This is a genomic window from Sorangium sp. So ce836 (assembly GCF_028553905.1).
Lineage (GTDB): Bacteria > Myxococcota_A > Polyangia > Polyangiales > Polyangiaceae > Sorangium > Sorangium cellulosum_D.
The window spans coordinates 12,289,916-12,313,553 of record NZ_CP102233.1 but is presented as its reverse complement, the minus strand read 5'-3'; the positions used below and the strand labels follow the sequence as shown (position 1 = coordinate 12,313,553).

Sequence of the window (23,638 nt, the reverse complement as noted above, 5' to 3'; positions counted from 1 at the left end):
CGGCTGCAGGCGCGGCGCGCCCGTCTTGCGCTACCCTGGGGCCTCACCGCCAGAGGAGAGCTGCCTGATGATGACGTTCAGCCCTGATCCACGCGTCGCTGAGCAGCAGATGCACGCCATCATCTACTATCTCACCGGGTTCGGGTACATCGACGGCGAGCTCGATCCGACCGAGAAATCGTTCATCCGCGGCCACATCCAGGAGCTCGTCCAGCAGCGCGCGCGCGACGCCCTCGGCGACGACGCCCAGGCGAACCAGGACGTCATCGCGCGGTGGACCAAGCACTTCCACGAGGTGTTCGCCGAGATCGACCACCAGATCCAGGGCCTCTTCACCGAGAGCGTCCCCGACGGCGAGGACCCCAAGGACTTCGTCCTCGCGAAGATCAAGCTCCGCTGCTTCGAGCTCCTCGACGGCTTCGACGACGACAACCGCGAGGCGCTGCTCGCCACCGTCGACGGGCTCATGCTCGCCGACGGCGTCATCCACCCGAGCGAGCAGAATTTCCGCGACGAGCTCTCCGCGCTGCTCGCGATCGCGGCCGAGATCGACGACCTGGAGATCGAGACCATCGAGCAGGGCGCGGTGGTGATCGATCCGGCCACGCGCAAGCAGGCGCGCGAGCTCGATCACCCGTTCTTCAAGGCGTTCGAGTGGGACTACGCGACCGATCCGGCCACGTTCGCGGAGCAGGCCAAGGTCGATCTCGACCTGATGCGCCGGTTCGAGGAGAAGCTCGCCGAGCAGCGCGCGCGCGGCGCGGGCCGGCTCGACGGCGCGGCGGACCTCGCGAGCTTCGCCGGGCAGGCGCCGTTCCTCGACGGCCACGTCTACGTCGCCTCGCCCGATCCCGCCCAGGAGGTCGAGCTCCTCGTCGTCGGGGATCTGCACGGCTGCTACTCGTGCCTCAAGGCGGCGCTGATGCAGGCGGATTTCTTCGCCAAGCTGCAGGCGTACCGCGACGACCCCGCGCACAACCCGCGGATCATGCTGGTGTTCCTGGGCGACTACATCGATCGCGGCCGGTTCAGCTACAACGGCATCCTGCGCACGGTGATGCAGCTCTTCCTCGTCGCGCCCGACAACGTCTTCGTCCTGCGCGGCAACCACGAGTACTACGTCGAGCTGAACGGCCGCGTGCTCGCGCCGGTGCGGCCCTCCGAGGCGATGAGCTCGCTCGCGGCCATCGCCCCGAACGAGGTGTTCGCCGCGTACATGCGCCTCTTCGAGGCGCTGCCCAACATGCTGGTCTTCGACCGCATCCTCTTCGTCCACGCGGGCATCCCCCGCGACGACACCCTCGCCGCCCGGTGGCAGTCGGTGTCCTCGCTCAACGACCCCGAGATCCGGTTCCAGATGCTCTGGAGCGACCCGAGCGAGGTCGACGCCATCCCCGCGGAGCTCCAGAAGTCCACCGCCCGCTTCCCCTTCGGCAAGCGGCAGTTCAAGAGCTTCATGCAGAAGCTCGGCTGCACCACGCTGATCCGCGGCCACGAGCGCATCCCGGAGGGCTTCCGCGTGGTCTACGACGACCCCGACGGCGTGCTCCTCACGCTGTTCTCCGCGGGCGGGAGGACCAACGACGACCTGCCGCTGACCAGCAACTACCGCGAGGTCACCCCGATGGCCCTCACCATCCGTTACAAGGGGGGAGTCAGTCAGCTCACGCCCTTCGTGATCGAATACGAGCGGTACAACGACCCGAAGTACAACGCGTTCTTCCGGGAGCAGCTCCCGTCGCTCGAGCTCAGCGTCTGACGAGCGATGCGGCCGCCGCATGACGGGCGCGTCGCGCCTGGCACACCTTGCCCAGGCGCCCCCCTTCGCCCCGGGGCGCGTCAACCGCGGTCCGAGCGGCCGGTAGCCCACGGCACATCGGTTGCAGCTCCGCTGGCATGCTCCGGTGCTCCTCCATCGCGGTTGCTCTTGGTTTGCTCTCCTCCCTGCTGCTCGCGGCAGGTTGCTTCGTCACGGTGAACCCGGGCGGCGGAGACCCAGGCGGAGGCGACGGCGGATTGCCCGCCCTGTGCTCGCTGCCCCAGGAGGTCGGCCCGTGTGAGGCGGCGATCCCGAGCTACTGGCACGACCCGGACACGGGCGTGTGCAAGCGGTTCTCCTACGGCGGCTGCGATGGCAATGCGAACCGCTTCGATTCCTTCGAGGCGTGCCAGGAGGCCTGTCACGGCGGGAGCCCGGACATGGACGCGTGCGAGGCGCCGGGCGACTGCGTCCTCGCGGCCGCGGGCAATTGCCCTCCCTGCGACAGCGCCGGGGCCGGCTCGCTCGTTGCGGTCAACCGCGCGATGAAGGACGAGTACGACAGGGTGAACCCCGTATCGAGCGTCGTGTGCGAAGCTTGCCCCGACGTCAGCGAGCCCGAGCGCAGGTTGCAGTACTTCGCCGCCACGTGCGAGAGCGGGCGCTGCGTCGTGCGCGACGTGCGCGAGTCGCCGCTGACCGAGTGCACGGAAGACGCGGAGTGCGCGCTGCGCGACGGCGTCGGCTGCTGCGAGGGGTGCGACGGGACTGGCATCGTCGCGCTGAACCAGAGCGCGGACCTCCGGAGCCTGGTTTGCCCCGCCGACGCGGGCGCGTGCCCTCCGTGCGCGCCCGTCTATCCGGAGGGGATGACGGCGGTGTGCTCGGCGGGCCGGTGCCAGCCCAAGCTCCCCGCGGCGCCGTGAACGGCGATCGCGCGCCGGCGAGGGGCGCGCCGCGCCTCGACGATGCCGTCGACGATGTCGTCGCGGCGTGCCGCGTCGCCTGGCACTCCGCGGCCTGGCATGCCATCGCATGCGTATGAATACCCTACGATCGATTGCCTTCTCCTCGGGCGGTCGAGGGCGCGCCGGTGGCAATGTCTCTGGATTGCGACGGCGCTCCTCCCTCGGCCTCGGTTTGCTTGCCTCTCTCCTGCTCGGCGCGGGCTGCACCGGCGCGGACGACGGCGGCGCGGGCGGCGACGGCGGCGCGGGCGGCGGCAGCCCGGTCGCCGGCAGCGGCGGCGGCGGCCCGGTCGCCGGCAGCGGCGGCGGCGGCCCGGTCACGAGCAGCGGCGCCGGCGGCGAATTGCCGAACCGCTGTTCGCTGCCGCAGGACCCCGGGCCCTGCGATGCGGCGATGCCGCGCTACTGGCACGACCCCAGCTCGGGCGTGTGCGTTCCGTTCACCTATGGCGGGTGCGACGGCAACGAGAACCGCTTCGAGTCGCTCGAGGCGTGCCAGGAGGCCTGTCAGGGCAACGTTCCGGACATGGCTGCCTGCGCCGCGCCGGGCGATTGCGTCCTCGCCTCGCCGCGCTGCTGCGCCGCCTGCAACCCGAACGACGCCCACGATTTCGTCGCCGTCCACCGCGACTCGGCGACGGATTTCTGGAACACCCTCGGGTGCGGCGGGGGCGTGGCGTGCGCGCCGTGCCCGGAGGTCAGCGAGGCCGAGAGCACCGCCCAGTACTTCGCCGCCGCGTGCGAGGCCGGGCGCTGCGTCGTCCTCGACGTGCGCGAATCCCCGCTGACGGAGTGCGCGCAAGACGCGGACTGCGCGCTGCGCGACGGCGTCGGGTGCTGCGAGGAGTGCAGCGGGAAAGGCATCGTCGCCCTCAACCAGAGCGCGGACATCGAGTCCATCGTCTGTCCCGAGGGCTTCGGCGCGTGCCCCCCCTGCGCGCCCGTGTACCCGGAGGGCATGACCGCGGTGTGCCTGGAGGGCAGGTGTCAGCCGAAGCTGTCCTCGCCGTGAAGGCCGGCGCCTCCGCCCTGCGCCATCAGGCGCAGTTTCATGCATCGTAGCGTCGGCTCTCCCCGGCACCCACCACGGCGCCTCCCGCGCGCAGCGCGTCATGAGCGCGCCGGGCTTTCGCGCGGAACGAAATCCAGAAAGATGCACGGGAAATGCCGTTCGCGCCGTGGCCGCGCGTTGACGCTGGACGGCCGCGCCCGATAGCCTGGCGCTTGAAGCTCTTGTAGATTCTTACATCTTCGACCTCTTCACGCACGAAGGGAGCTGCCCGTGAATCGAAGCACCCCGAGGATGCTGCTCGTGGCCCTCGCGCTCTCCAGCGCGGCCGCGTGCTCGGGACCGACTGGAGATGACGGAATCGGCGCGGGAGCGGGAGGTGGCGGAACCGGCGCGGGCGATGGCGGAGCCGGCGCCGGCGTCCAGTGCGCGCCGGGCGTCACCGCGCCCGGGCCGACCCCGCGCCTGACGCGGCTGACGCACGCGCAGTACGACAACTCGATCCGGGATCTCTTCGGCAAGGACATGAGGGCCTCGGCGTCGTTCCTCGCGGATCCGGCGTTCGAGGGGTTCGACAACAACGCCAAGGGGCTCGTCGTATCCGACCGGCTCGCGCGCGATTACCGGCGCGCCGCCGAGGCCATCGCGGCGGACGTCGTGGCCGACCAGGCCGTGCTCGGCAAGATCCTGCCGTGCGCCCCGGAGGGCGACGGCGCCGCGTGCGCCCGGCAGCTCATCCGGGCGCTCGGCAAGCGCGTCTACCGGAGGCCGCTCTCGGCGGAGCAGGAGGCGGCGTACGCCGCGGCCTACGCGCGCGGCGATGGCCTGTTCGAGTCGGGCACGCCGTTCGAGCAGGGCGTCCGCCATGTCGTCGAGGCGATGCTCCAGTCGCCGCATTTCCTCTACCGCGTCGAGCTCAGCGAGGAGCTCGACGGCGAGCGGATCATCCCGCTCGACGGCTACGAGGTCGCGACCCGGCTCTCGTACCTGCTCTGGAACAGCCTGCCCGACGACGCGCTCCTCGCGGCGGCGGAGCGCGGCGCGCTGGGCGCGCCCGAGGGGATCGAGGCCCAGGCGCGGCGCATGGTCGACGACCCCAAGGCGGTGAGCGCGCTCGACGACTTCCACCGCCAGTGGTTGCACATGAGCCGTTACGCGGATCTCTCGAAGGATCCGGCGCTCTACGAGGGCTTCGACGCCAGCGTGTCCTCGGCGATGCTGGCCGAGACGCAAGCGTTCATCCGGCACGTCATCCTGGAGATGGAGGGCGACTACCGGACGCTGATGACCGCGCCCGTCGGGTTCGTGAACGACAAGCTCGCCCCGATCTACGGCGTGGAGGGGTCGTTCACGAGCGAGCTCGTGGAGACGCCTCTCGACCCGGCGGCGCGCGCGGGGCTCCTCACGCAGGCCGGCTTCCTGGCCTCGCACGCGTTCGCGAGCAAGACCTCGCCGATCCACCGCGGCGTGTTCATCCAGCGCCAGATCCTCTGCGCGGACCTGCCGGACCCGCCGGCGAACATCAACACGGAGCTGCCGCCCATCCGGGGCGAGATCCGGACGACGCGGGATCAGGTGGAGGCGCACACGTCGCCGGAGGCGTGCAGCTCGTGCCACGGGTTGATCAACCCGCCGGGCTTCGCGTTCGAGCACTACGACGCGGTCGGGCGGTACCGCGAGGACGAGGGCGGCGAGCCGATCGACGCGAGCGGCACGATGAGGGTCGGGGGGCCCGAGATCCGCTTCGACGGCGCCGTCGACCTCGCGGAGCAGCTCGCGGAGAGCCCTGTCGCGCAGCGGTGTTATCTGACGAACTGGTACCGTTACGGCAACGCCCGCCAGCTCTCGCGCGAGGACGCGTGCACGATCGACGACCTCGACGCGAAGCTCAGCGCGTCCGGGTACAACATCAAGGAGCTGCTGGTCGCGCTCACCCAGACGAAGACGTTCAGGTATCGGGCCGTGGAAGAGGTGGACCAATGAATCGCAGAACGTTCTTGCGGGGCGCGTGCGGGGTGATGCTCGGCCTGCCGTTCCTCGAGTCGCTGCGCGCCCGCGACGCCAAGGCCGGTCCGGAAACCGCGCCGCGCCGGTTCATCGCGTTCTTCATGTGCAACGGCGTGAACATGGCCCGGTTCTTCCCGACCACGCGGTACGGCGCGCTGACGGACGCCTCGTTCGGCGCGGATCGCGCGATAGCGCCGCTCGCCTCGTACCGGGACAAGCTCCTGATCCCGCGGGGCATTCACATGGCGCCGCGCGGCTTCGGGTGGGATCCGAGCGCCGGCGACGATCACGCGAAGGGGATCGGCTGCAAGCTCACGGCGCAGCCGCTCGTCCAGGGCAGCCAGTACGCCGCGGGGATCTCGCTCGATCAGTTCATCGCGAACAAGCTCAACCCGCCGGGCACGCCCGCGCTCACGCTGATGGTCGGGGCGCGGGTCCCCAACGTGCGCGGGCACATCTCGTACAGCGGCAGCGAGCAGCCCGTCTCCGGCGAGAACAACCCGTGGCTCGCGTACCAGGACCTGATCGGCGTGACGAACGTCGAGGACGAGGCGCTCGAGCGGCTGACAAAGCGGCGCCAGAGCGTGCTCGACCTGGTCGGGGCCGAGTACGAGGGCCTGCTCAAGAAGAAGCTCAGCAAGGCGGACCGCGACAAGCTCGAGATGCACTTCCAGACGGTGCGCGACCTCGAGGTGGGCATGGGCAACGCCGGGCTCATCCCGCGCGAGCTCCCGGCGGAGCGGGCGGCGGAGATCGAGGGGATCGACCCGGGCACGGTGTCGTTCGACGCCGAGTTCAAGAAGATCGGCCGGATGCAGATGGACATCCTCGCGCTGGCGATCGCGACCCGCGCGACGCGCTCGGCGACGCTGCAGTGGGGCTCGGGCGCGTACGGGCCCATCTTCAAGTGGGATGGGATGAACCACGAGTACAACCACCACAAGCTCTCTCACGGCAACACGAAGGACGACGACAGCGGGAGCGCCGTGGACGGCTACGAGGAGATGCTCTTCGACATCGATCGCTGGTTCATCGGCGAGTATGCCTATCTGCTCGATCGGCTCGCGGGGTACGACGAGGGCGGGGCCTCCGTGCTCGACAACAGCGCCGTCGTGTTCATGAACGAGCTCTCCAACGGCAAGATCCACGATTTCCGCGACCTGCCGTACATCATCACGGGGAGCTGCGGCGGCTACTTCAAGGCGGGGCAGTACATCAAGGTGACGCGGCAGCAGAACACGCTGCAGGACAAGGACGCGCCTCACAACAAGCTGCTCACGACGCTCGCGAACGCGGTCGGCTGCACCGAGGAGGGCGGCGGGCCGATCGAGAACTTCGGCGCCTTCGGCGAGCCGGGCGAGTTCGACGAGCTGAAGGCCTGATCCGCGAGGCCAGGGCGCGGCGCGCTCACGTTCACGCGCGCCGCGCCGCGTGGCACACGCCCTGCACACGGGCTTCGTCTTCAGAAGGAGCGCTGCCTTTTATGACGAAGCGACCGTCTCGACGGGCATTTGTGCAGATTGTGGGCACGGGCCTCGCGCTCAGCGCCTGTGGAGGAAGCGCGCAGGTGGGGCAAAACGCCGCATCCACGGGCGGGAGCTCTCAGGAGCCCCCGCAGGGGCCGGCGCCCGGCGCGCCCGGGGAGGAGGACGTCGAGCTGCCGGCCGGCGGGGTGATGCCGACGAGGCCCCTCGGGCGGACCGGCGTGAGCGTCAGCCTCCTCGGCCTCGGCGGATACCACATGGCGATCCCGGACGATGAGCAGGAGAGCCTCCGGATCGTCCGCTTCGCGATCGATCACGGGGTCACCTTCCTCGACAACTGCTGGGATTACCACGACGGCAAGAGCGAGGAGCGGATGGGCAAGGCGCTCCAGGATGGATATCGACAGAAGGTCTTCTTGATGACCAAGCTCGACGGCCGGGACCGCGCCTCCGCCGAGGCGCAGCTCGAGCAGTCGCTCCGCCGGCTGCGCACCGACGTCATCGATCTCGTGCAGATGCACGAGATCATCCGGATGAGCGATCCCGAGAAGATCTTCGGGCCTGGCGGCGCGATGGAGGCGCTCGTGGCCGCGAAGAAGGCCGGCAAGATCCGGTTCATCGGCTTCACGGGCCACAAGGACCCGGACATCCACCTCGCCATGCTGAAGATGGCGGGGCGGCAGGGCGTCCCGCTCGACACCGTGCAGATGCCGCTCAACGTGATGGATCCGCATTACCGGAGCTTCGAGAGGAATGTCCTCCCGGCGCTGACGCAGCAGGGCATCGGGGTGCTGGGGATGAAGCCGTTCGCCAGCGGGGAGATCGCGAAGACCGGGGTGGTCTCTCCGATGGACTGCCTGCACTATCCCATGAGCCTGCCGACGTCGGTGGTGATCACCGGCTGCGACTCGATGGGCATCCTCAAGCAGGCGATCAAGGCGGCGTACACGTTCCAGCCGCTCAGCGGCCAGCGCGTCTCGGAGATCCTCGCGCGGACCGCGCCGCTCGGGGCGAAGGGGGAGCACGAGCAGTTCAAGACGACGGAGCGATTCGATGGGACGACCAAGAACCCCCACTGGATGACGTCGGCGAAGATCTGAGCGGCGCGGGGGGCTGGCACCCGCGTCGCCGAGGTCGGGGTTTCCTTCCCTGGTTGCGCGAGAGGACTCGCCGCGTCGTCCGGCCGCCGAACGCGCTGCTGACACAATACGTCGGATTGAGCTATCGGTCGGATCCCTGCGAGGTGTCGTCAGCGCTGCCCGTTCACGACGAGGGCACCGGTCTGGACGTAGCGCTCGTAGACGGCACGCAGCTCCACGTCGTTGAGCCGCCTCTCGAAGCCGTCGATGGTGTAAAGCCCGCGGTCCTGGTCGCGGTGGGCGTTCGCCTTGAACTCCTCCCAGCTCATGTCGGTGTTTTCGCTCGGCGTGGATTCGTCATCCTCGGACGAAGAGGATGGCTCCGCGCCGCCGCAACCGGCGAGCGCGAGCGCCATCAGCGGCGCACAGAGGAGGACAGACAGGGAGCGCCCGATGCGGCTCCTGGATAGACGCCCCGAAGACGAGCCTCGATTCATGGGAACACCTTTCTCGCTCAGGTCACACGTTGTTCGCGATCAGGAGAATCTTGCCAGCGGCGATTCGACATCCAGCGCGGCCAGCATTGGGCATGATGACACAGGAATCGAGGAACATGGAAGTCCCATGCGGGAGCGGCGGTGCGCTTTGCACGCACCCCGCTCGCGTTGGTGATCACGGGCTCGGAGCGCGCCACGACCTCCGGAGAGATGGAGCTCGAGCAGAGGGGGCGAGCGCGGTGCCGTGACGCGCTCCGTCTCGCGTCGTTCAGAAGCCGAAGGTCGGATCCTTCTCCGGAGCACGCTTGCTGGAGGGCGCAGCTGGAGAGGGCCGCTTGGCGGGCGGGCGCGCCGGCCTGACGGGGGTCTTCGCGGCGCCGGGCGGGGGGGCGGCCGGGGAGGGGGGAGCGGAGGCGGAGTCTGCGGCGGCCGGGGAGGAGTCCGCAGCGACCGGAGACGATGACGCCGCAGCGGCGGGAAGAGCGCTAGCGGTCGAGGGCGGCGTGACGGGCTCTTCGGGCACGAGGTCGGGAGGCGCGGCGGCTTCCGTGGCGCCGAGCAGGGGCGCGGCCGCCGGCGTGGCGGGCTCGTTTGGAGCAGGCGAGCGGAGCAGGACGACGGCGGCGATCCCCAGGCCGACCGTGAGCACGCTGGCGGCCACGGCGAGCAACGCCCGCGATGACGAGGGGCGGCGCTCTGGTTGCGGGGGCAGAGCGCCTCCCACGGCCTCCAGCGTGCCGCTCGCCGTCAGCGTGCCGCCCGGGCCTGGGATGCCGCCGGGAACCCGCATGCGGTCCGCGACCACCGTCCCGCCTGCCACCAGCGTGCCGCCGGGGACCATGGCGTCATCGAGGGCCACCGTGCCGCCCGAGCCGGGGGCGCCGCCCGAACCCGGCGCGCTGCCGTAAGCCGGCGGACCGCCCTGAGCCGCCGCGCCGCCGTACGCCGGCGCGCCGCCCTGGGCCAGCGGGCCGCCGTGAGCCGGCGCGCCGCCCTGGGCCGGCGCGCCGCCCTGGGCCAGCAGGCCGCTCTGAGCCGGCGCGCCGCCCGGGGCCAGCGGGCCACCCTGAGCCGACGCGCCACCCTGGGCCAGCAGGCCGCCGTGGGCCGGCGCGCCGCCGTGAGCCGGCGCGCCGCCCTGAGCCAGCGCCTCGGTGGAGTCCAGCGAGTCGCGCGAATCCGGGACCACCGCGCGCTGCACGGCCGAGGCGAACGCGCGCGCGAGCTCGCTCGCGCTCTGGAAGCGCTCGGCGGGCTCGCGCTTGAGCGCGCGCTCCAGGAAGCGATCCAGCTCGGGCCAGAGGTCCGGCGCGAGCTGCGAGGCGACCGGGATGTCGCCCGTGCAGATCTCCACGAGCACGTCGCCGAGCTCCTCGCCGGGGAAGGGCAGCTGGCCCGTGAGGCATTGAAAGATGATCACCCCGAGCGACCAGAGATCGCTGCGGTAGTCGACCGTCTTGCTCCGGCGCACCTGCTCCGGGCTCATGTAGTGCGGCGAGCCGATGAGCGTGCCGGTCTTCGTCGCGTCGGCGGCCAGCCCGGTGCCGATCGCCTTGGCGACCCCGAAGTCGAGGATCTTGACGATCTCCTCGCCCTGGCGCGCGAGGAAGATGTTCGCCGGCTTGAGATCGCGATGGATGAGGCCCACCTCGTGCGCGCGGCGGAGGGCCTTGCAGACCTGGCTCACGATGCCGAGCAGCTCGGCCGGCGCGAGGCGCCCGCGGCGTACGAGGTACGCGGCGAGGTCCTCGCCCTCGAGGAGCTCCATCGCGAGGTAGGGCGTGTCGCCCTCGAGCCCATAGTCGTAGACGTGGACCACGTTGGGCGTCCGGAGCTGGGCGGACGCCTTCGCCTCGCGCTCGAACCGCGCGCGCGCGACGGGGGAGTCGGCGTGCTGCGGCATCATGAACTTGATCGCGACCTCGACCTCCAGCTGGAGGTGCCGGGCCACCCAGAGCAGGCCCATGGCGCCGCCCGCCAGCGGCCGCTCCAGCCGATACTTCCCGCCGACGACGCTCCCCGCTTCAAGCGACAGCATGCGTTCGAGCCTTCTGCGTCCCCGTGTCCTTGCGCTCGGGCCTTCGGGCTCTAGCAGAGGCGGGGCCCACTGTCGCGGTTCTTACAGCTGCCGGCATCTCGAGCCATCATGCCACGGGCGCGGCGACGGGACGAAGACCGAGCGCGAGCGGTCCGCTGTCGCATCTTCTCCTCCGTTCCTCCGCGCCGCGGCAGGCTCTCTCCGCCGCAGGTCCCCGCCGCGCGCGCTCCGCGCCGCACCCCGCGGACGAGCCCGTCCAGTCGAGACCACCGGCGCGCCCCCTCGCTCCCCCGCGGGGGCGTCTTTCCGGCATCCGGTACTAAGCTGCGCGCGGCATGGTCGACGCTTCCCCGATCACCGCCGTGCTGGGCCCGACCAACACCGGCAAGACCCACCGCGCCATCGAGCGCATGCTCGCGCACGACTCGGGCATGATCGGCCTGCCGCTGCGGCTGCTCGCGCGCGAGGTCTACGACCGGGTGACCACCCGCGTCGGCGAGGCCCGCGTCGCGCTCGTCACCGGCGAGGAGAAGCGCGTCCCGAGGCGCCCGGACTACTGGGTGTGCACCGTCGAGGCGATGCCGATCGACCTCGAGGTCGACTTCCTCGCCATCGACGAGATCCAGCTCGCCGCGCACGACCAGCGCGGCCACGTGTTCACCGAGCGGCTGCTCCTCTCGCGCGGCCGGCGCGAGACCTGGTTCCTCGGCGCCGACACGATGCGGCCCCTCATGGCCGAGCTCGTGCCCACCGCCAAGCTCGTCCAGCACCCGCGGCTCTCGCGGCTCGCCAGCGCCGGCGCCGGCAAGCTCTCGCGGCTGCCCCCGCGCAGCGCCGTGGTCGCGTTCTCGACCCCCCAGGTCTACGAGATCGCCGAGCGGCTGCGCGCGCAGCGCGGCGGCGCCGCGGTCGTGCTCGGCGCGCTCTCGCCCCGCACCCGCAACGCGCAGGTCGCCCTCTTCCAGTCCGGCGAGGTCGACTATCTCGTCGCCACCGACGCGATCGGCATGGGCCTCAACCTCGACGTGCGCCACGTGGCGTTCGCGGCGCTGCGCAAGTTCGACGGCCGCGCCGTGCGCGACCTCGACCCCGCCGAGCTCGCGCAGATCGCCGGCCGCGCGGGCAGACACCTCGCCGACGGCACCTTCGGCACGGTCGCGCCGCTGTCGCTCCCCGACGGCGTCGCGGCCGCCATCGAGGCGCACCGCTTCCCCCCGGTGCGGCGGCTGCTCTGGCGCAACAGCGAGCTCGACTGGAGCTCGATCGACGCGCTCCTCGCGTCGCTCCGGGAGCGCCCGCGCTCCCGCAGCCTGAAGCTCGTCGACGACGCCGAGGACACCGCCGCCCTGGTGCGGCTCGCCGAGGACCCGGAGGTGCGAGCGCGCGCGCGGGGTCGCGAAGCGGTGGCGCTGCTCTGGGAGGTCTGCCGCATCCCGGACTTCCGCAAGCTCCTGTTCGAGTCGCACGTCGCGCTCCTCGCCGAGATCTACGGCCAGCTCTCGGGCTCGAGCGCGGCGCTCGACACCGACTGGATGGCCGCCCGGGTGGCCGAGATCGACGAGGTGGGCGGCGACATCGACACGCTGATCACGCGGATCGCGTCGATCAGGACGTGGACCTACATCTCGAACCACGGCCGCTGGGTCCGCGACGCGGCGGCGTGGCAGGACCGGACACGGGCGATCGAGGACCGGCTCAGCGACGCGCTCCACGAGCGGCTCGTGCAGCGCTTCGTCGAGCGGGGCGGCGGCGCGGGGCGCGGCGCGCGGGCGTCGCCGGGCGCGCGCGCGGTCGCCCGTGGGGGCCCGCGCCGGGCCGAGGCCGAGGCCGAGCCGGAGGCGGTGGCCGCGGGGCACCCGTTCGCGCGGATCGCGGCGCTCCGGGCCCTGCTCGCGCCCGGGCCCGCGGCGCCGGCGCCCGAGGACGACCGGGCGCGCTGGGTCGAGGCGATCGTGGGGGAGCCGCACGAGCGCTTCTCCGTGGACGCGGCCGGGCGGATCGCCCACGGCGAGCGGCCGCTCGGGCAGCTCGCGCGCGGCCCGACGCTGCTCCTGCCCGACGTGCGGCTCGCGGAGCTCGAGGACCTCGGCGCCGGCGCGCGGTCGCGCGTCCTCCGGCGGCTCGTGGCGTTCGCGCGCGATCTCGTCGAGGAGCTCCTCGCGCCGCTGCGCTCGCCCGAGGTGCGCGCGCTGCAGGGCGCGGCGCGCGGGATCGTCTACCAGCTGGAGCAGGGGCTCGGGACCGCGGCGGCGCGCGACGCGGAGGAGCAGATCGCGGAGCTCGCGCCGGACGATCGCGCGCTGCTGACGGCGCACGGCATCGAGGTGGGCGAGCGCGTGATCTACGTGCAGCAGCTGCTCCGGCGCGGCGCGCTGGAGCGCCGCCTTTCGCTGTGCGCGGCCTGGTTCGGCCGGGCCCGCGTGCCCGCGTGCCCGGCGCCCGGCGCCGTGTCGGTGCCGGTCGCCCGGGGCGTGGATCCCAGGGCCTACGCGGCGATCGGCTACCCGGTGTTCGGGACGCGGGCGCTCCGCGCGGACGTGGCGGAGCGGGTGCACCGCGCCCTCGCGAGCGGCGAGCCGGCGGCGCGGCTCTCGAGCTGGATGGGGTGCCCGGCGCGGGAGGCGCCGCAGGTCGCGGCGTCGCTGCTCGGGTAGCCGTCGCGGCGTCGCTGCTCCGGTATTTCACCCACCAGGAGTCCAGCCAGGGATCCGGAGAGAGAGCTCAACGCAAAGGTGAGCGCCTACCGGCGCCGACGCCGAAGGACGAGCGCAGAAGCGACCAGCGAGAGAGCGGCGGCGAGTCCGCCGTCCCTGGTGCTCGCGCCCGTCCGGCAAGAGCACGAGCCGCCTGAATCGGCCCCGTCCGCGCCGTTCCCACCCGAGCCGCTGGCAGCTTGCGCGCTGTCCGCGCCACCACCAGTGCCGGCGTTGCCACCGCTGCCCGTCCCACCGGAGGGATCGGCGTTGCCGCCGCTGCCCGAGCCAGCGGTGCCGGTCGTTCCTCCGGTGGCCGAGCCGCCGGTGCCCGAGCCCCCGGCGCCGCCGCTGCCGCCAGCACCGCCTCCGCCGTCCCCGCCATCCGGCATGGTGGGTCCGGTGAACCGCCACCAGTTGAACTTGAAGAGGTCGCCGTTGCCGCCGACGAACTTCAGGAACAAATCGTGTTTCCCGCTGCCCCCGCTGACCGCACAGGTCTTGGTGGTCCAGGACGACGCGCCCGAGACGTCGCACGTCCCGAGCAGGGTGCCGTCCTGACTGTCGAGGTGGAGCTCGATCTTCGCGTTGCCGGCCGAGGACGATACCCGAGCCTCGAAGGAGGTCACGCCGTCCAGGAAATCGACGTTCTTTACCTTGATGTAGTCGCCATTGCTGATGGACGTGACGTTCATGCCGGCGCCGGTGTCGGTGCACACCTCGGTCTTGAGCCCGGACGAGAAGGCGATGGTCTCGGCCTCGACCTGACTGAACGGATTCAGCGTGTCGACGGCGGACGGTCCGTTCGTGGACATCGTGATCTTCGGAATGCTGCCGTCGGCCCCGTACGTGAACTCCTCCACGCAGACCGAGCGCTTGTAGTTATTGCCGCCCGGCAATGCGCTGTTGTGATAGAAAAAGTACGAGTGCCCCTTGTAGTCGACGATGCCGGCGTGATTGGTGAAGGTGCGCCCGGCGTCCATGATGTCGCCGCGGATGTTCCAGGGCCCGGTCGGGCTGTTGCTGGTCGCGTAGCTGATCTTCTCGCTCCCGGCGATGGCGGCGTAGACGAGGTAGTACAGCGACCCTCGCTTGTAGAACCACGGACCCTCGGTGAAGCCGTTCAACGGCACCTCGGTGATGCTTCCCGAGGTGCTGATCATGTCCGAGTTCAGCTTCACGTGCCGGAGCTTGGCATTCCCCCAGTACATGTGGGCCTGTCCATCGTCGTCGACGAACACCGTCGGGTCGATGTTGCCGCCTCCGGGCGCCACGGCCAGCTCCCTTCCCAGCGGGTCCATGAACGGGCCTGCCACATTGTCCGATACGCCAACGCCGATCTTCGCGCCGGTGTTGTTGTTCAGCGGTACGTACAGATAGTACTTGCCGTTCCTGGCGATACCCTGCGGCGCCCACGCATTGTCGGTCCCCCAGCGGAAGCTCTTGTAGCCCGCGGGCGAGCCGTGGTCCGTCCAGTTGACCATGTCGACGGTGGAGTACAACCTCCAGTCGTTCATGGTGTAGAAGTCCTTCACCGTCACGTCCTCGTCGTGGGACGTGTAGAGGTACAACCTGCCTTCGTGCACCATGGGAGCGGGGTCGGCCGTGTAGAAGGTCTGCACGATCGGGTTGTCCGCCCGAGCGAGGGACGGAATCGCGGCGACGATGGCCAGCGCCATCCCCGACAGGGTCATGCTTCTTGCTCGGTTCCACGTTGTGTTCAGGCGCACGTTGAATCCTCTCGCGAGCGGAATTGCCGGCGCCCCGCACCCCTTGGTGCTGACTCGACGGAGGCGCCATAAGATGAGAGGACAGCCCGCGCAAAGGCACGCAGGACGGCCCACCCAGGGCAAAGCACAAGTATACCCCTTTCGAAATGTGAACGATCACATTCCTGGTGTCAAACCCAATCGACCGGCCTGAGCGGGATCCTCGATCCCGAAGGGAGGACGACGCTGGCGGGCTCGTCCGGAGCGCCGCGTCACCGGGGGGGCGGGCGCCGGACCGCGGTGATCGCCGGCACGATGCGCTCGATGCCGACCTGCGCACGGACGGCCCTCGCTCGATGCCGCAGGCGGCCGGCGCCCCGGGGATCGCCTCTCGTGCGCGGCGACTCGAGCGCGCGCTCCGGCCAAGAGCTCGCCCCATCATCGGCCGATTTGGGCTGGCGTCGCGCATGTGAACGGTCACATTTCCGAGCTGCAGTGGGGGGTTGAGCTCGCCCTTCACCGGATCAGGAGACGCCGGATGCCGAGAAGCGTGTAGCTGATGGGGGCCATGATCATGAGCGTCAGCGTTGGCTTTGCCGGCGGCTTTGCGGGCGCAGCATGGGCCGCGGGCGAGACGGCGGACGTCCCCGCATCGGTCGCCGCCTCCGTCTCTTCGTCGCAGAAATCCTGGCGGGACTGTGCCGCGGGTGGTGGCCTAATTTGCCCCGGAGTGATTCACATGAAGGCGGGAAGGCGGGAAGATCATTGAGCTTTCTTCCCGCCTTCCCGCCTTCATGTTCAAATTAGGCCACCACCTTCGGTTTACTGCGTTGCGCTTCTTCGCGCTGCGCTCCGGCTTCTTCTACCTACGCGCCCGGCTTCTTTTACCTACGCGCCGAACGATACGGTCGCGGCCGGTATGGTGGCGCGCCAATTTTGAGCTGTTGCTTTACAACTGAACCGGCGCGCCTCAATCCATTGCTGGTCGGGAGGCCATGAGCTAGGGTCGAGTCCCAGTCGCGCCCTTCGCGCGCGCGGAGTTACCGATGACAAGCGCCCGTTGCTCCTCCCTGGTCCTCGCCCTGTTCTCATTCTCGGGTGTTGCTTGTTCGTCGAGCAGCACCCCTCCGTCGGAAGAACCGGGGGTCGCAGGCGCGGGCGGCCAAGCGCAGGCGGGCGCCGGTGGTAACGCCGCGAGCGCGGGCAGCACCCCGGGCGGTGGCCAGCCCGGCTCCGCGGGCGCGGGCGGAGCGGCCGCAGGCGGCGCCGGCACCGCGTCGGGTGGCTCCGATCCCGGCGGTGCCAGCGGCGGCAGCGGCGGCAGCGGCGGCAGCGCAGGCGGCGCGACCGGGACGGACGCGGTCAAGAGCGCTGGCTGCGGCAAAGCGAAGACTCTGCAGAACGGCACGATCGACATCTCGTTCGGCGGCGCCTCTCGCAAGTACATCCTTCGCGTGCCGAGCGATTACGACAAGGACAAGCCGTATCGGCTCGTGTTCGCCTTCGCGGAGTCCGGCTCCTCCGCCATGTCGGTGGCGAACCGGAACTACTTCACGATGGCGACGCTCGACGCTGGAGCTACCACCATCTTCGTCGCACCGGACGCCGCGAACGGCGCCGGTTCCTGGAGCAAGTCGGACGTGGAGCTGACGGACGCGATCCTGGAGGAGCTCGAGGGAGATCTCTGCATCGACAAAACTCGGATCTTCGCCACCGGCTTCAGCTTCGGGGGAGCGATGTCGCTGGCTCTCGCCTGCACCCGCGCGGACGTGTTCCGAGGCGTCGCCTTCTTTTCGGGGGCAGATCTCACGGGCTCCTGCACGGCGACGTTGACCAAGCCGATCGCCTACTACGCGTCGCAAGCCAGCGGTGACAGCAGCGGCCCCCCCATGCCGACCAGCGGTCGCGTCAAACAAGCCGAATTCGCGAAGGTCAACGGCTGCATGGAGGAGCCGTCGGCGACCACCTTCCCGGCAGCTGGCCAGCCCCACACGTGTACCGAGTACAAGGGCTGCTCCGCAGGTCACCCCACCAAGTACTGCGTGTTCGACGGCCCGCACGGCTGGGAGCCGAAGGACCCCGGGCAATCGACGAGCTGGAACGCCCCCGAGGCGTGGAAATTCATCACGCAATTCTGATTTCGAGTCGAGGACTGCGTCGGGCGCAACGACGATGGGGAGGCGGTCGCCGGGCGACGCCGTCAAAGCTCGCAGTTGGCGGCGGAGCCGGCGGCCTCTACGAGGCACACGTCGCCGTTGCCCTAATGCGTCCGTTGGGAGAGCGAAGCTGCAGTTCTCGATGCCGGGCACCGGATGGGCGACCGTCGTCGCGCCGTGAAATTGCCATAGGCTGCCCGATCGTCGATTCCGACTGCCGTCGTTTCAGTTGACAACGCCGTAGCCTTCGGCATTACCATCCTCCGGCATGAAGCCGATCACATCTTGGCCGGTCGTGGCCGGGCTCGTCGTCATCGCTCTCGGCTGCAGCGGCGGCAGCGCGGGCGCCGGCGGAGCGGGCGCAGCGGGCGCCGACGGAGCGGGCGCAGCGGGCGCCGGCGGCGGCGCAGGCGGAACGAGCGACGGCGGCGGCATGGACGGCGCTGTCGCGGGCACCGGCGGAACGACCTCTGCGGCCGGCACCGGTGGATCGCTCGCGGGAACGGGCGGTGGCGGGGATGGCGGCGGCGCGGCGGCCGGCGGTAGCGGCGGAGACTCGGGCGCGCAGGGTGGCGCCGGCGGCAGCGCGGGCTCGACCTATCGGCCCTGCCCGACCGACGGTACGGCATGCAAGATCATGCCATTCGGCGACTCTATCACCGACGGATACAACGGGGACACGCCGGGCGGCTATCGCGTCGAGCTGTTCCGGCTCGCGCACGCGGCGGGCAAGAACATCACGTTCGTCGGTTCGGGATCGAACGGACCGAACACCGTTGGCGGCGTGGCGTTCCCGCACAACCACGAGGGCCACAGCGGCTGGACGATCGCCCCCGCCGGCGGAAGGAGCGGCATCTCGACGCTGGTGTCGACCGTCATGCCGCAATACAAGCCCGACATCGTGCTCTTGATGATTGGAACCAACGACGCAATCGACAATTACGACATGCCCAACGCCCCCAAACGTCTGGGCGCGTTGATTGACAGCATCTACGCGCAGCTCCCCGATGTTCTCATCGTGGTGGCCGCGCCCGTCCCGTCGCGCGGCGACGCGAGCAAGGGCGACGACACCGCGCTCAGCGCGCGCATCAAGACCTACGACGACGCAATTCCGGCGGTGGTGAAGGCCCGCGCGGACGCAGGCCGACACATCATCTCCGTCGACATGTACACGCCCTTCAATCCGAACAAGACCACGTTGCTCGAAGATCAGTGGCACCCCAACCTCCAGGGCTACGTGCTGCTGGGCGAGCAGTGGTACGCGGCGTTGCAGCCTCTGCTCTGACGGCGCGGTCGCTCAAGGGAGGCGCGCGGAGCCTGACGCCTGCAGGCTCGATGTCTTCGAGTGCCCAACTTGCAAGGGGCGGATGAAGCTCGTCGCCCTGGTGACCGAGCCAAGGAACATCGCCCGCTTTCTCTCCGCGCTCGGCGAGCCGACCGATGTTCCAGCACGCTCTCCCAACCGAGGGCGGCCGTAGGTGGTGGCCTAATTTGAACATGAAGGCGGGAAGGCGGGAAGAAAGCTCAATGATCTTCCCGTCTTCCCGCCTTCATGTGAATCACTCCGGAGCAAATTAGGCCACCACCGGCAGCTGCGTGCCGGAAGGGGGCACGGTCGCGCCCGGAGGGACAGGCGGCTGCCGGTTCGACGATGGTCCCGCGGAGTGCTGGCTCGCAATTTCGAGCGTGCCCGCGCCGCCGGACCGGCAGCCTTCTACCCGCGCGGGAAAATGACGGCCACGCGCGCCCGCACCGCGCTGCGCGACCGAGAGAATCGGGAGATCCGGCTCGTCCACCGCGTGGCGCCGGCGGTGATCTGGTAACGTTTCGAGCATGCGGCTCACGGCGTGGATCGGTTGCGCCTGGTGGGCGCTCGGGTGCGTGGCGTGCGGCGGCTCGTCGAGCGACGGCGGCCCCCCGGGCGCTGGCGGCGGAGCAGCCACGGGCACCGCGACTACCGGGACCGGCGGCGCCGCCGCGACCTCCGGAGTCGGTGACTCTGCGGGCGGCGCGGGCGGCGCGAACGGCGCGGGCGGCGCGAACGGCGCGAACGGCGCGAACGGCGCGGGCGGCGCGAACGGCGCGGGCGGCGCGAACGGCGCGGGCGGCGCGAACGGCGCGGGCGGCGCGCCGCGCGAGTTGCACGTGGACACGAGCTCGCCCGAGCTCAGCGAGATCCGGTTCAAGCCCAGCGAGCTCGATCCAGAGGTCTCCGACCGCGACCTGGAGCAGGTGGCCCTCCTCGACACTCGGGTCGCGCGGTTCGCGGGCAAGCTCGTCGTCACGCTGTCGGGGAGCAGCCAGCCTCCCGGCCCGCTCGACCTCACCCGCTTCGTCGCCGCGCGCGGCTTTCACGCGTTCGCGGTCGCCTACAAGAACGACTACAACATCGTTCAAAATGATCCGGACACGTTCGGCGACGCGCGGCTTGAGGCGTTCGACGGTCAGGACCACACCGCGCTCATCGAGGTGGCAAGGGCCGACAGCATCGAAGCGCGGCTGGCGAGGGCGCTCGCGCACCTGAAAGAGGTCCACCCGCGAGGCGACTGGGGCTACTTCCTCGAAGACGACGGGAGCCCGCGCTGGTCGGTCATCATCTTCAGCGGCCACTCGCACGGCGCGAGCTCGGCCGCCCGCATCGGCAAGGTCGTCCGGCTCGACCGGGTGGTGTCGCTGGCCGGGCCGCGCGACACGAACCCGGTGAGCGCCACCTGGCTCTCGGAGCCGTCGGCGACGCCCGTGGATCGCATGTTCGGATTGACCGGCGAGCGCGATGAGCAGCACCCGGATCACCTCAAGGCGTTCGACCTCATCGGCCTGCCCGGCGAGCTCGTCGAGGTGGACGTCCCGGGCGCGGCGCCGCCGTACGGCGGGTCGCACCGGCTCGCGCTCAAGGACGGCGACCACGGAGCCACCGGCAATTGCGGCGCGCACGTCGCCGTCTGCGAGACGATGTTCGGCTTGCCGCTGCCGTGATGTCGCGCTCTTCGTCGAGTGAGGCTGCCGCGAGGACCCGTTAGCGCTCGTCGGCCCATGCACTCCGCTGCTCAGTCAAGAGCCGCGCGGCGCCGACGATCCCGACGCTACGCGCGCGTCAGCGCGACGACAAACTCCAAGAAGGCGCGGACCTTGGCCGACATGAGCTGTGCGGCATGATGGTACGCGTAGAGGGGATACGTCTCCTCGGCCCACTCCGGCAGCACTTCGCCTGGCTCGCGCGCTTCTTTGCGCTCGACAACCCGGCCTCGACTACGTGACGGACGCGTGTGAAGCCGTGCCGCGTCGTCTCAGGAATCCTGACGGGATTTCTGACCCGCGGTACCCGCCGGGGAAGGCTCACGCCCAGCCCGGAGCATCGCTCGAGCCCTCCGGCTGCGCGCCGGGCTCGGCGCCGGCGAGGCCGGTCCACCAGCCGCTCGCGAGGGCGAGCGCGATCCAGCCCTGCAGGTTGGCGCGCAGCTGCGCCGCCTCCGCGGCCGTGCAGCCCTGCTCGACGGCGGCGAGGGCCTGCCCGAACGGCAGCTCCCGGCAGCGCTCGAGCAGCCGGGCGAACAGCGGATCCACGGAGGTCATGGTGGTGCCGGCGGCGCTCCGGGCGAAGACCCAGGTCCGGGTCGACGGGTGGCGACGGATCGGCTCCGGCGCGCCCTCGTCCCGATCGGCCCCCGCGAGCCGCGAGAAGCGGGCGAGGTCCCAGTCCTCCTCGGCCAACGAGCAGGACACCGCGAAGCGCAGCCGCGATTCGGCCAGCCGGGCGAGCTCGTCAGGCGCCGGCCGCCACAGCCCCTCGAAGGGCGACTCGTAGGCGCGACGCTCGGCTTCGTCCATGCGGAGCGCCTGGCGGACCAGGGCGAGCGGAGCCCTGGAGAGCTCGATCCGCCGGCACCACGCGTCGCCGTGCGGCGGGCGCTCCGGCGGGCGGCGGCCCGCCTCGCCGAGGCGCTGGAGGGCGCGGTGGAGCCGCTCCGCGAAGCCGCGGGTCGCCTCGTCGAGGTCGGCGTGGCGGGGCGGGCGCTCGGCGAGGTGCAGCGCGGCGAGGTGGTTGAAGTGCCAATGGCTCACCGCCCGCGCCACGCGGGGAAAGCTCGTCTGGAGCGCGGTGAACAGCCGCATCCAGTACTGGCGGTGATAGACCGCGAGCCGCTCCGCCGGCGCGGGGCCCCCCGGGCCGCCCTTCAGCTGCGCCACGAGCCGCGCGGGATACCGCTCCTGCCGCTCGCGGAAGCGCCCGGCGCCCGGGTCGAGCGGCGCGCGGAGGACCGCGGTGAAGTCGCGCTGGAGCTCTCGCAGCCAGCGCGGAGGATCTCCACCCCTCGGGCTCATGCCGATCGCACCCGCCGCGCCTTGTCGAGCTCCGAGAGCGCCACGGACAGGGGCGGGATCTCCGCGTCCCACTCGAGGATCGTCGGAAAAGGGCCGCCCCGGCGCCACGCCTCCTCGTAGAGCGACCAGACCTCGTCGCATACCGGACGATCGTGCGTGTCGTGCCGCAGGCCCGAGGGCAACACCTGGTGTCCGGCCAGGTGGACCTGCAAGACCCGGCTCCACGGCACGCCGTCGAGGTACTCGCGCGGATCGAATCCGTGGTTGTCGCTGGAGACGAAGATGTTGTTGAGATCCAGCATGGCCCAGCAGCCGGACTCCTCCACCACGCGGCGGTAGAACACCCACTCCGGCATCGTGTCGCGCTCCCAGGCGACGTACGACGACAGGTTCTCGATCCCGAAGGGGACGCCGAGGGCCTCCTGGACCTCGGACGCCCGAGCGGCGGCGTAGGGGATCAGCTCCGGATCGTACGGCGCCGGCAGCAGATCGTGGTGCGTCATGCCCTCGAACGCCGTCCAGCAGAGGTGATCCGTGAAATAGGGAATGCGAAACTCCTGGATCAGATCCCGGAGCCGGGACAGGTGATCCCGGTCGAGGGGGGCTTCGCCCAGCAGGTTCAGGGAGACGCCGTGGGCGACGATCGGGTAGCGCTCGGCGATGCGCCGGAGCCGCTCCCGGGGCAAGGGCGACGCGCCGAGGTAGTTCTCCGCGATGATCTCGAAGAAGCCCAGCCGCGGCCGGAGCCGCTCGATCGCCTCGTAGTGCGGCGGGCGCAGCCCGAGGCCGAGCGCGTCGCGCGGGAGAGCGCGCGCGTCGGGCGCTCGGTCGTCGTCGTCGGCTCGCGGCGCGCTCATCGGCGGGCTAGGGGTCCGGGTCGATCGGATCTGCGGCCGGCAGCTGCTCGAAGGCGTGCCCCTCCGGCGTCAGCGTGCGCAGGTACGCGATCAGCCGGTCGATCTCGGACCGCGAGAGCAGGTGATAGGCGCCGGGCATGTTCGAGTAGGCGATGCCCCCGGCGGCGACGCCGTCGATCCCGAACGCGATGATGGATTGCAGGTACGTGTCCGAGCGGCGCTCCCAGAAGTCGGCGACGAAGGCGTCCACGTCCTCGCCGGGCGGCACCTTCACGCCGAACGTGCCCGCCGGGCCGGAGTGGCAGTGGGTACACCCCCCGGCCCCGAACGCCGCGGGGCCGTCGCGCTCCTGGTCCTCGGCGGTCTCCACGCAGCTCCAGCCCTTGCAGCTGTTCATGGCGCGGCAGGCGTGCTCGTAGAGCTCGTTCCAGGTCTGATAGACCATGCCGCGGCAGCTGTTCGTGCCGGCGCAGGACGCGTGGACCTGCACCAGGCCGGGGCGCGCGGTGCCCGACAGCATGGCGGACTCGGCGCACGCCGCGGAGAACTCCTCGAGGGAGATCTGGCCATCGCCGTCCTCGTCCATGACGTCGATCGCGTCCACCAGATCGGGCTCCGGGCCGGCGTTCCACACGAGCGTGCTGACCGGCGCGTCGGACTCGTCGCAGTTCGAGTCGATGTTATCGAGATTCCGCTCCTCGGCGTCGGGGTGGACGGTGTTGTTGAAGTCGTCGCAGTCGCCCTCGCGCGGGGTGAAGCCGTCCCTGTCGTTGTCGCTGTCCTCGTCATCCACGGGCTCGCCGCCGCCGCCCGTGTCGGATCCGCCGGTCCCGGCGGGGGACTCGCCGCCGGAGCCGCCCGGCCCAGCATCGGATCCGCCGGTCCCCGCGGTGGCATCGGCGCAGGGGGTGGAGTCGTCATCGCCGCCGCAGGCCGGCGCGAATGCGGCAAAGCTGGCGAGCGCCAGCGCAAGCAAGGTGGATCCCGGTGATTGGGTCATGGTGGTCGTCCTGCCTCCGAAGGAGCGCGCTGCGCGCGCTTGCCGGCTGCCCGGCGCAG

General features: G+C 70.8%; 16 protein-coding genes and 1 pseudogene. 10 read left to right on the top strand and 7 right to left on the bottom strand.

What is annotated here, in order from left to right; translation table 11 throughout:
- Positions 1-67 precede the first annotated feature (67 nt).
- From NQZ70_RS44995 to NQZ70_RS44970, 6 genes are all read left to right on the top strand, one after another.
- The gene (locus tag NQZ70_RS44995; RefSeq protein ID WP_129579727.1) at positions 68-1,759 is read left to right on the top strand and encodes a metallophosphoesterase family protein; all 1,692 of its coding nucleotides are present in this window, start codon (positions 68-70) and stop codon (positions 1,757-1,759) included.
- A 173-nt stretch (positions 1,760-1,932) separates the two neighbouring features.
- Positions 1,933-2,685: a BPTI/Kunitz domain-containing protein gene (locus NQZ70_RS44990; RefSeq protein WP_237244634.1), complete on the top strand. Its 753-nt coding sequence runs from the start codon at positions 1,933-1,935 to the stop codon at positions 2,683-2,685.
- A 214-nt stretch (positions 2,686-2,899) separates the two neighbouring features.
- Positions 2,900-3,739, top strand: a complete 840-nt coding sequence (locus NQZ70_RS44985) for a BPTI/Kunitz domain-containing protein (protein WP_237244633.1) — start codon at positions 2,900-2,902, stop codon at positions 3,737-3,739.
- Between the two features lie 270 nt (positions 3,740-4,009).
- Entirely contained in the window at positions 4,010-5,719 is a 1,710-nt protein-coding gene (locus NQZ70_RS44980) for a DUF1592 domain-containing protein (protein ID WP_237244632.1), read from the top strand.
- Complete coding sequence (locus NQZ70_RS44975) at positions 5,716-7,125, top strand: DUF1552 domain-containing protein (protein ID WP_237244631.1); 1,410 nt, start codon at positions 5,716-5,718, stop codon at positions 7,123-7,125. The genes NQZ70_RS44980 and NQZ70_RS44975 overlap by 4 nt, the downstream gene beginning before the upstream one ends.
- A gap of 185 nt (positions 7,126-7,310) precedes the next feature.
- Positions 7,311-8,327 (top strand): aldo/keto reductase, encoded by a 1,017-nt coding sequence (locus NQZ70_RS44970; protein ID WP_237244630.1) that lies wholly within the window; start codon positions 7,311-7,313, stop codon positions 8,325-8,327.
- Between the two features lie 149 nt (positions 8,328-8,476).
- Here the strand turns inward: NQZ70_RS44970 and NQZ70_RS44965 are convergent, their stop codons facing one another.
- The gene (locus tag NQZ70_RS44965; protein ID WP_129579723.1) at positions 8,477-8,722 is read right to left on the bottom strand and encodes a hypothetical protein; all 246 of its coding nucleotides are present in this window, start codon (positions 8,720-8,722) and stop codon (positions 8,477-8,479) included.
- A 349-nt stretch (positions 8,723-9,071) separates the two neighbouring features.
- Positions 9,072-10,841: a serine/threonine-protein kinase gene (locus tag NQZ70_RS44960; RefSeq protein WP_272826912.1), complete on the bottom strand. Its 1,770-nt coding sequence runs from the start codon at positions 10,839-10,841 to the stop codon at positions 9,072-9,074.
- Positions 10,842-11,176: 335 nt separating this feature from the next.
- On the opposite strand from NQZ70_RS44960, the gene NQZ70_RS44955 reads away from it, so the two are divergent.
- Positions 11,177-13,495: a helicase-related protein gene (locus NQZ70_RS44955; protein WP_129579722.1), complete on the top strand. Its 2,319-nt coding sequence runs from the start codon at positions 11,177-11,179 to the stop codon at positions 13,493-13,495.
- A gap of 86 nt (positions 13,496-13,581) precedes the next feature.
- On the opposite strand, the gene NQZ70_RS44950 is transcribed toward NQZ70_RS44955, so the two are convergent.
- Entirely contained in the window at positions 13,582-15,228 is a 1,647-nt protein-coding gene (locus NQZ70_RS44950; protein WP_237244628.1) for a glycoside hydrolase family 43 protein, read from the bottom strand.
- A gap of 1,061 nt (positions 15,229-16,289) precedes the next feature.
- Between NQZ70_RS44950 and NQZ70_RS44945 the strand changes: the two genes are divergently transcribed.
- From NQZ70_RS44945 to NQZ70_RS44935, 3 genes are all read left to right on the top strand, one after another.
- Positions 16,290-17,381, top strand: a complete 1,092-nt coding sequence (locus NQZ70_RS44945; RefSeq protein WP_129579721.1) for a PHB depolymerase family esterase — start codon at positions 16,290-16,292, stop codon at positions 17,379-17,381.
- A gap of 286 nt (positions 17,382-17,667) precedes the next feature.
- A complete protein-coding gene (locus NQZ70_RS44940) occupies positions 17,668-18,684 on the top strand; it encodes an SGNH/GDSL hydrolase family protein (RefSeq protein WP_129579720.1) in 1,017 nt (338 codons plus the stop codon).
- Between the two features lie 548 nt (positions 18,685-19,232).
- Complete coding sequence (locus NQZ70_RS44935) at positions 19,233-20,375, top strand: BPSS1187 family protein (protein ID WP_207217641.1); 1,143 nt, start codon at positions 19,233-19,235, stop codon at positions 20,373-20,375.
- Positions 20,376-20,482: 107 nt separating this feature from the next.
- On the opposite strand, the pseudogene NQZ70_RS53610 reads toward NQZ70_RS44935, so the two are convergent.
- From NQZ70_RS53610 to NQZ70_RS44920, 4 genes and pseudogenes are all read right to left on the bottom strand, one after another.
- Positions 20,483-20,671 (bottom strand): annotated as a pseudogene (locus tag NQZ70_RS53610) (hypothetical protein); the annotation flags it as partial.
- A gap of 64 nt (positions 20,672-20,735) precedes the next feature.
- Positions 20,736-21,722 carry a DNA-binding domain-containing protein gene (locus NQZ70_RS44930; protein ID WP_129579719.1) on the bottom strand — a complete coding sequence of 329 codons (987 nt, stop codon included), beginning with the start codon at positions 21,720-21,722 and terminating at the stop codon, positions 20,736-20,738.
- A complete protein-coding gene (locus tag NQZ70_RS44925) occupies positions 21,719-22,579 on the bottom strand; it encodes a DUF692 domain-containing protein (RefSeq protein ID WP_129579718.1) in 861 nt (286 codons plus the stop codon). Before NQZ70_RS44925 ends, NQZ70_RS44930 begins: the two co-directional genes overlap by 4 nt.
- Before the next feature lie 7 nt (positions 22,580-22,586).
- Positions 22,587-23,579 carry a c-type cytochrome gene (locus NQZ70_RS44920; RefSeq protein ID WP_165374483.1) on the bottom strand — a complete coding sequence of 331 codons (993 nt, stop codon included), beginning with the start codon at positions 23,577-23,579 and terminating at the stop codon, positions 22,587-22,589.
- Positions 23,580-23,638 lie beyond the last annotated feature (59 nt).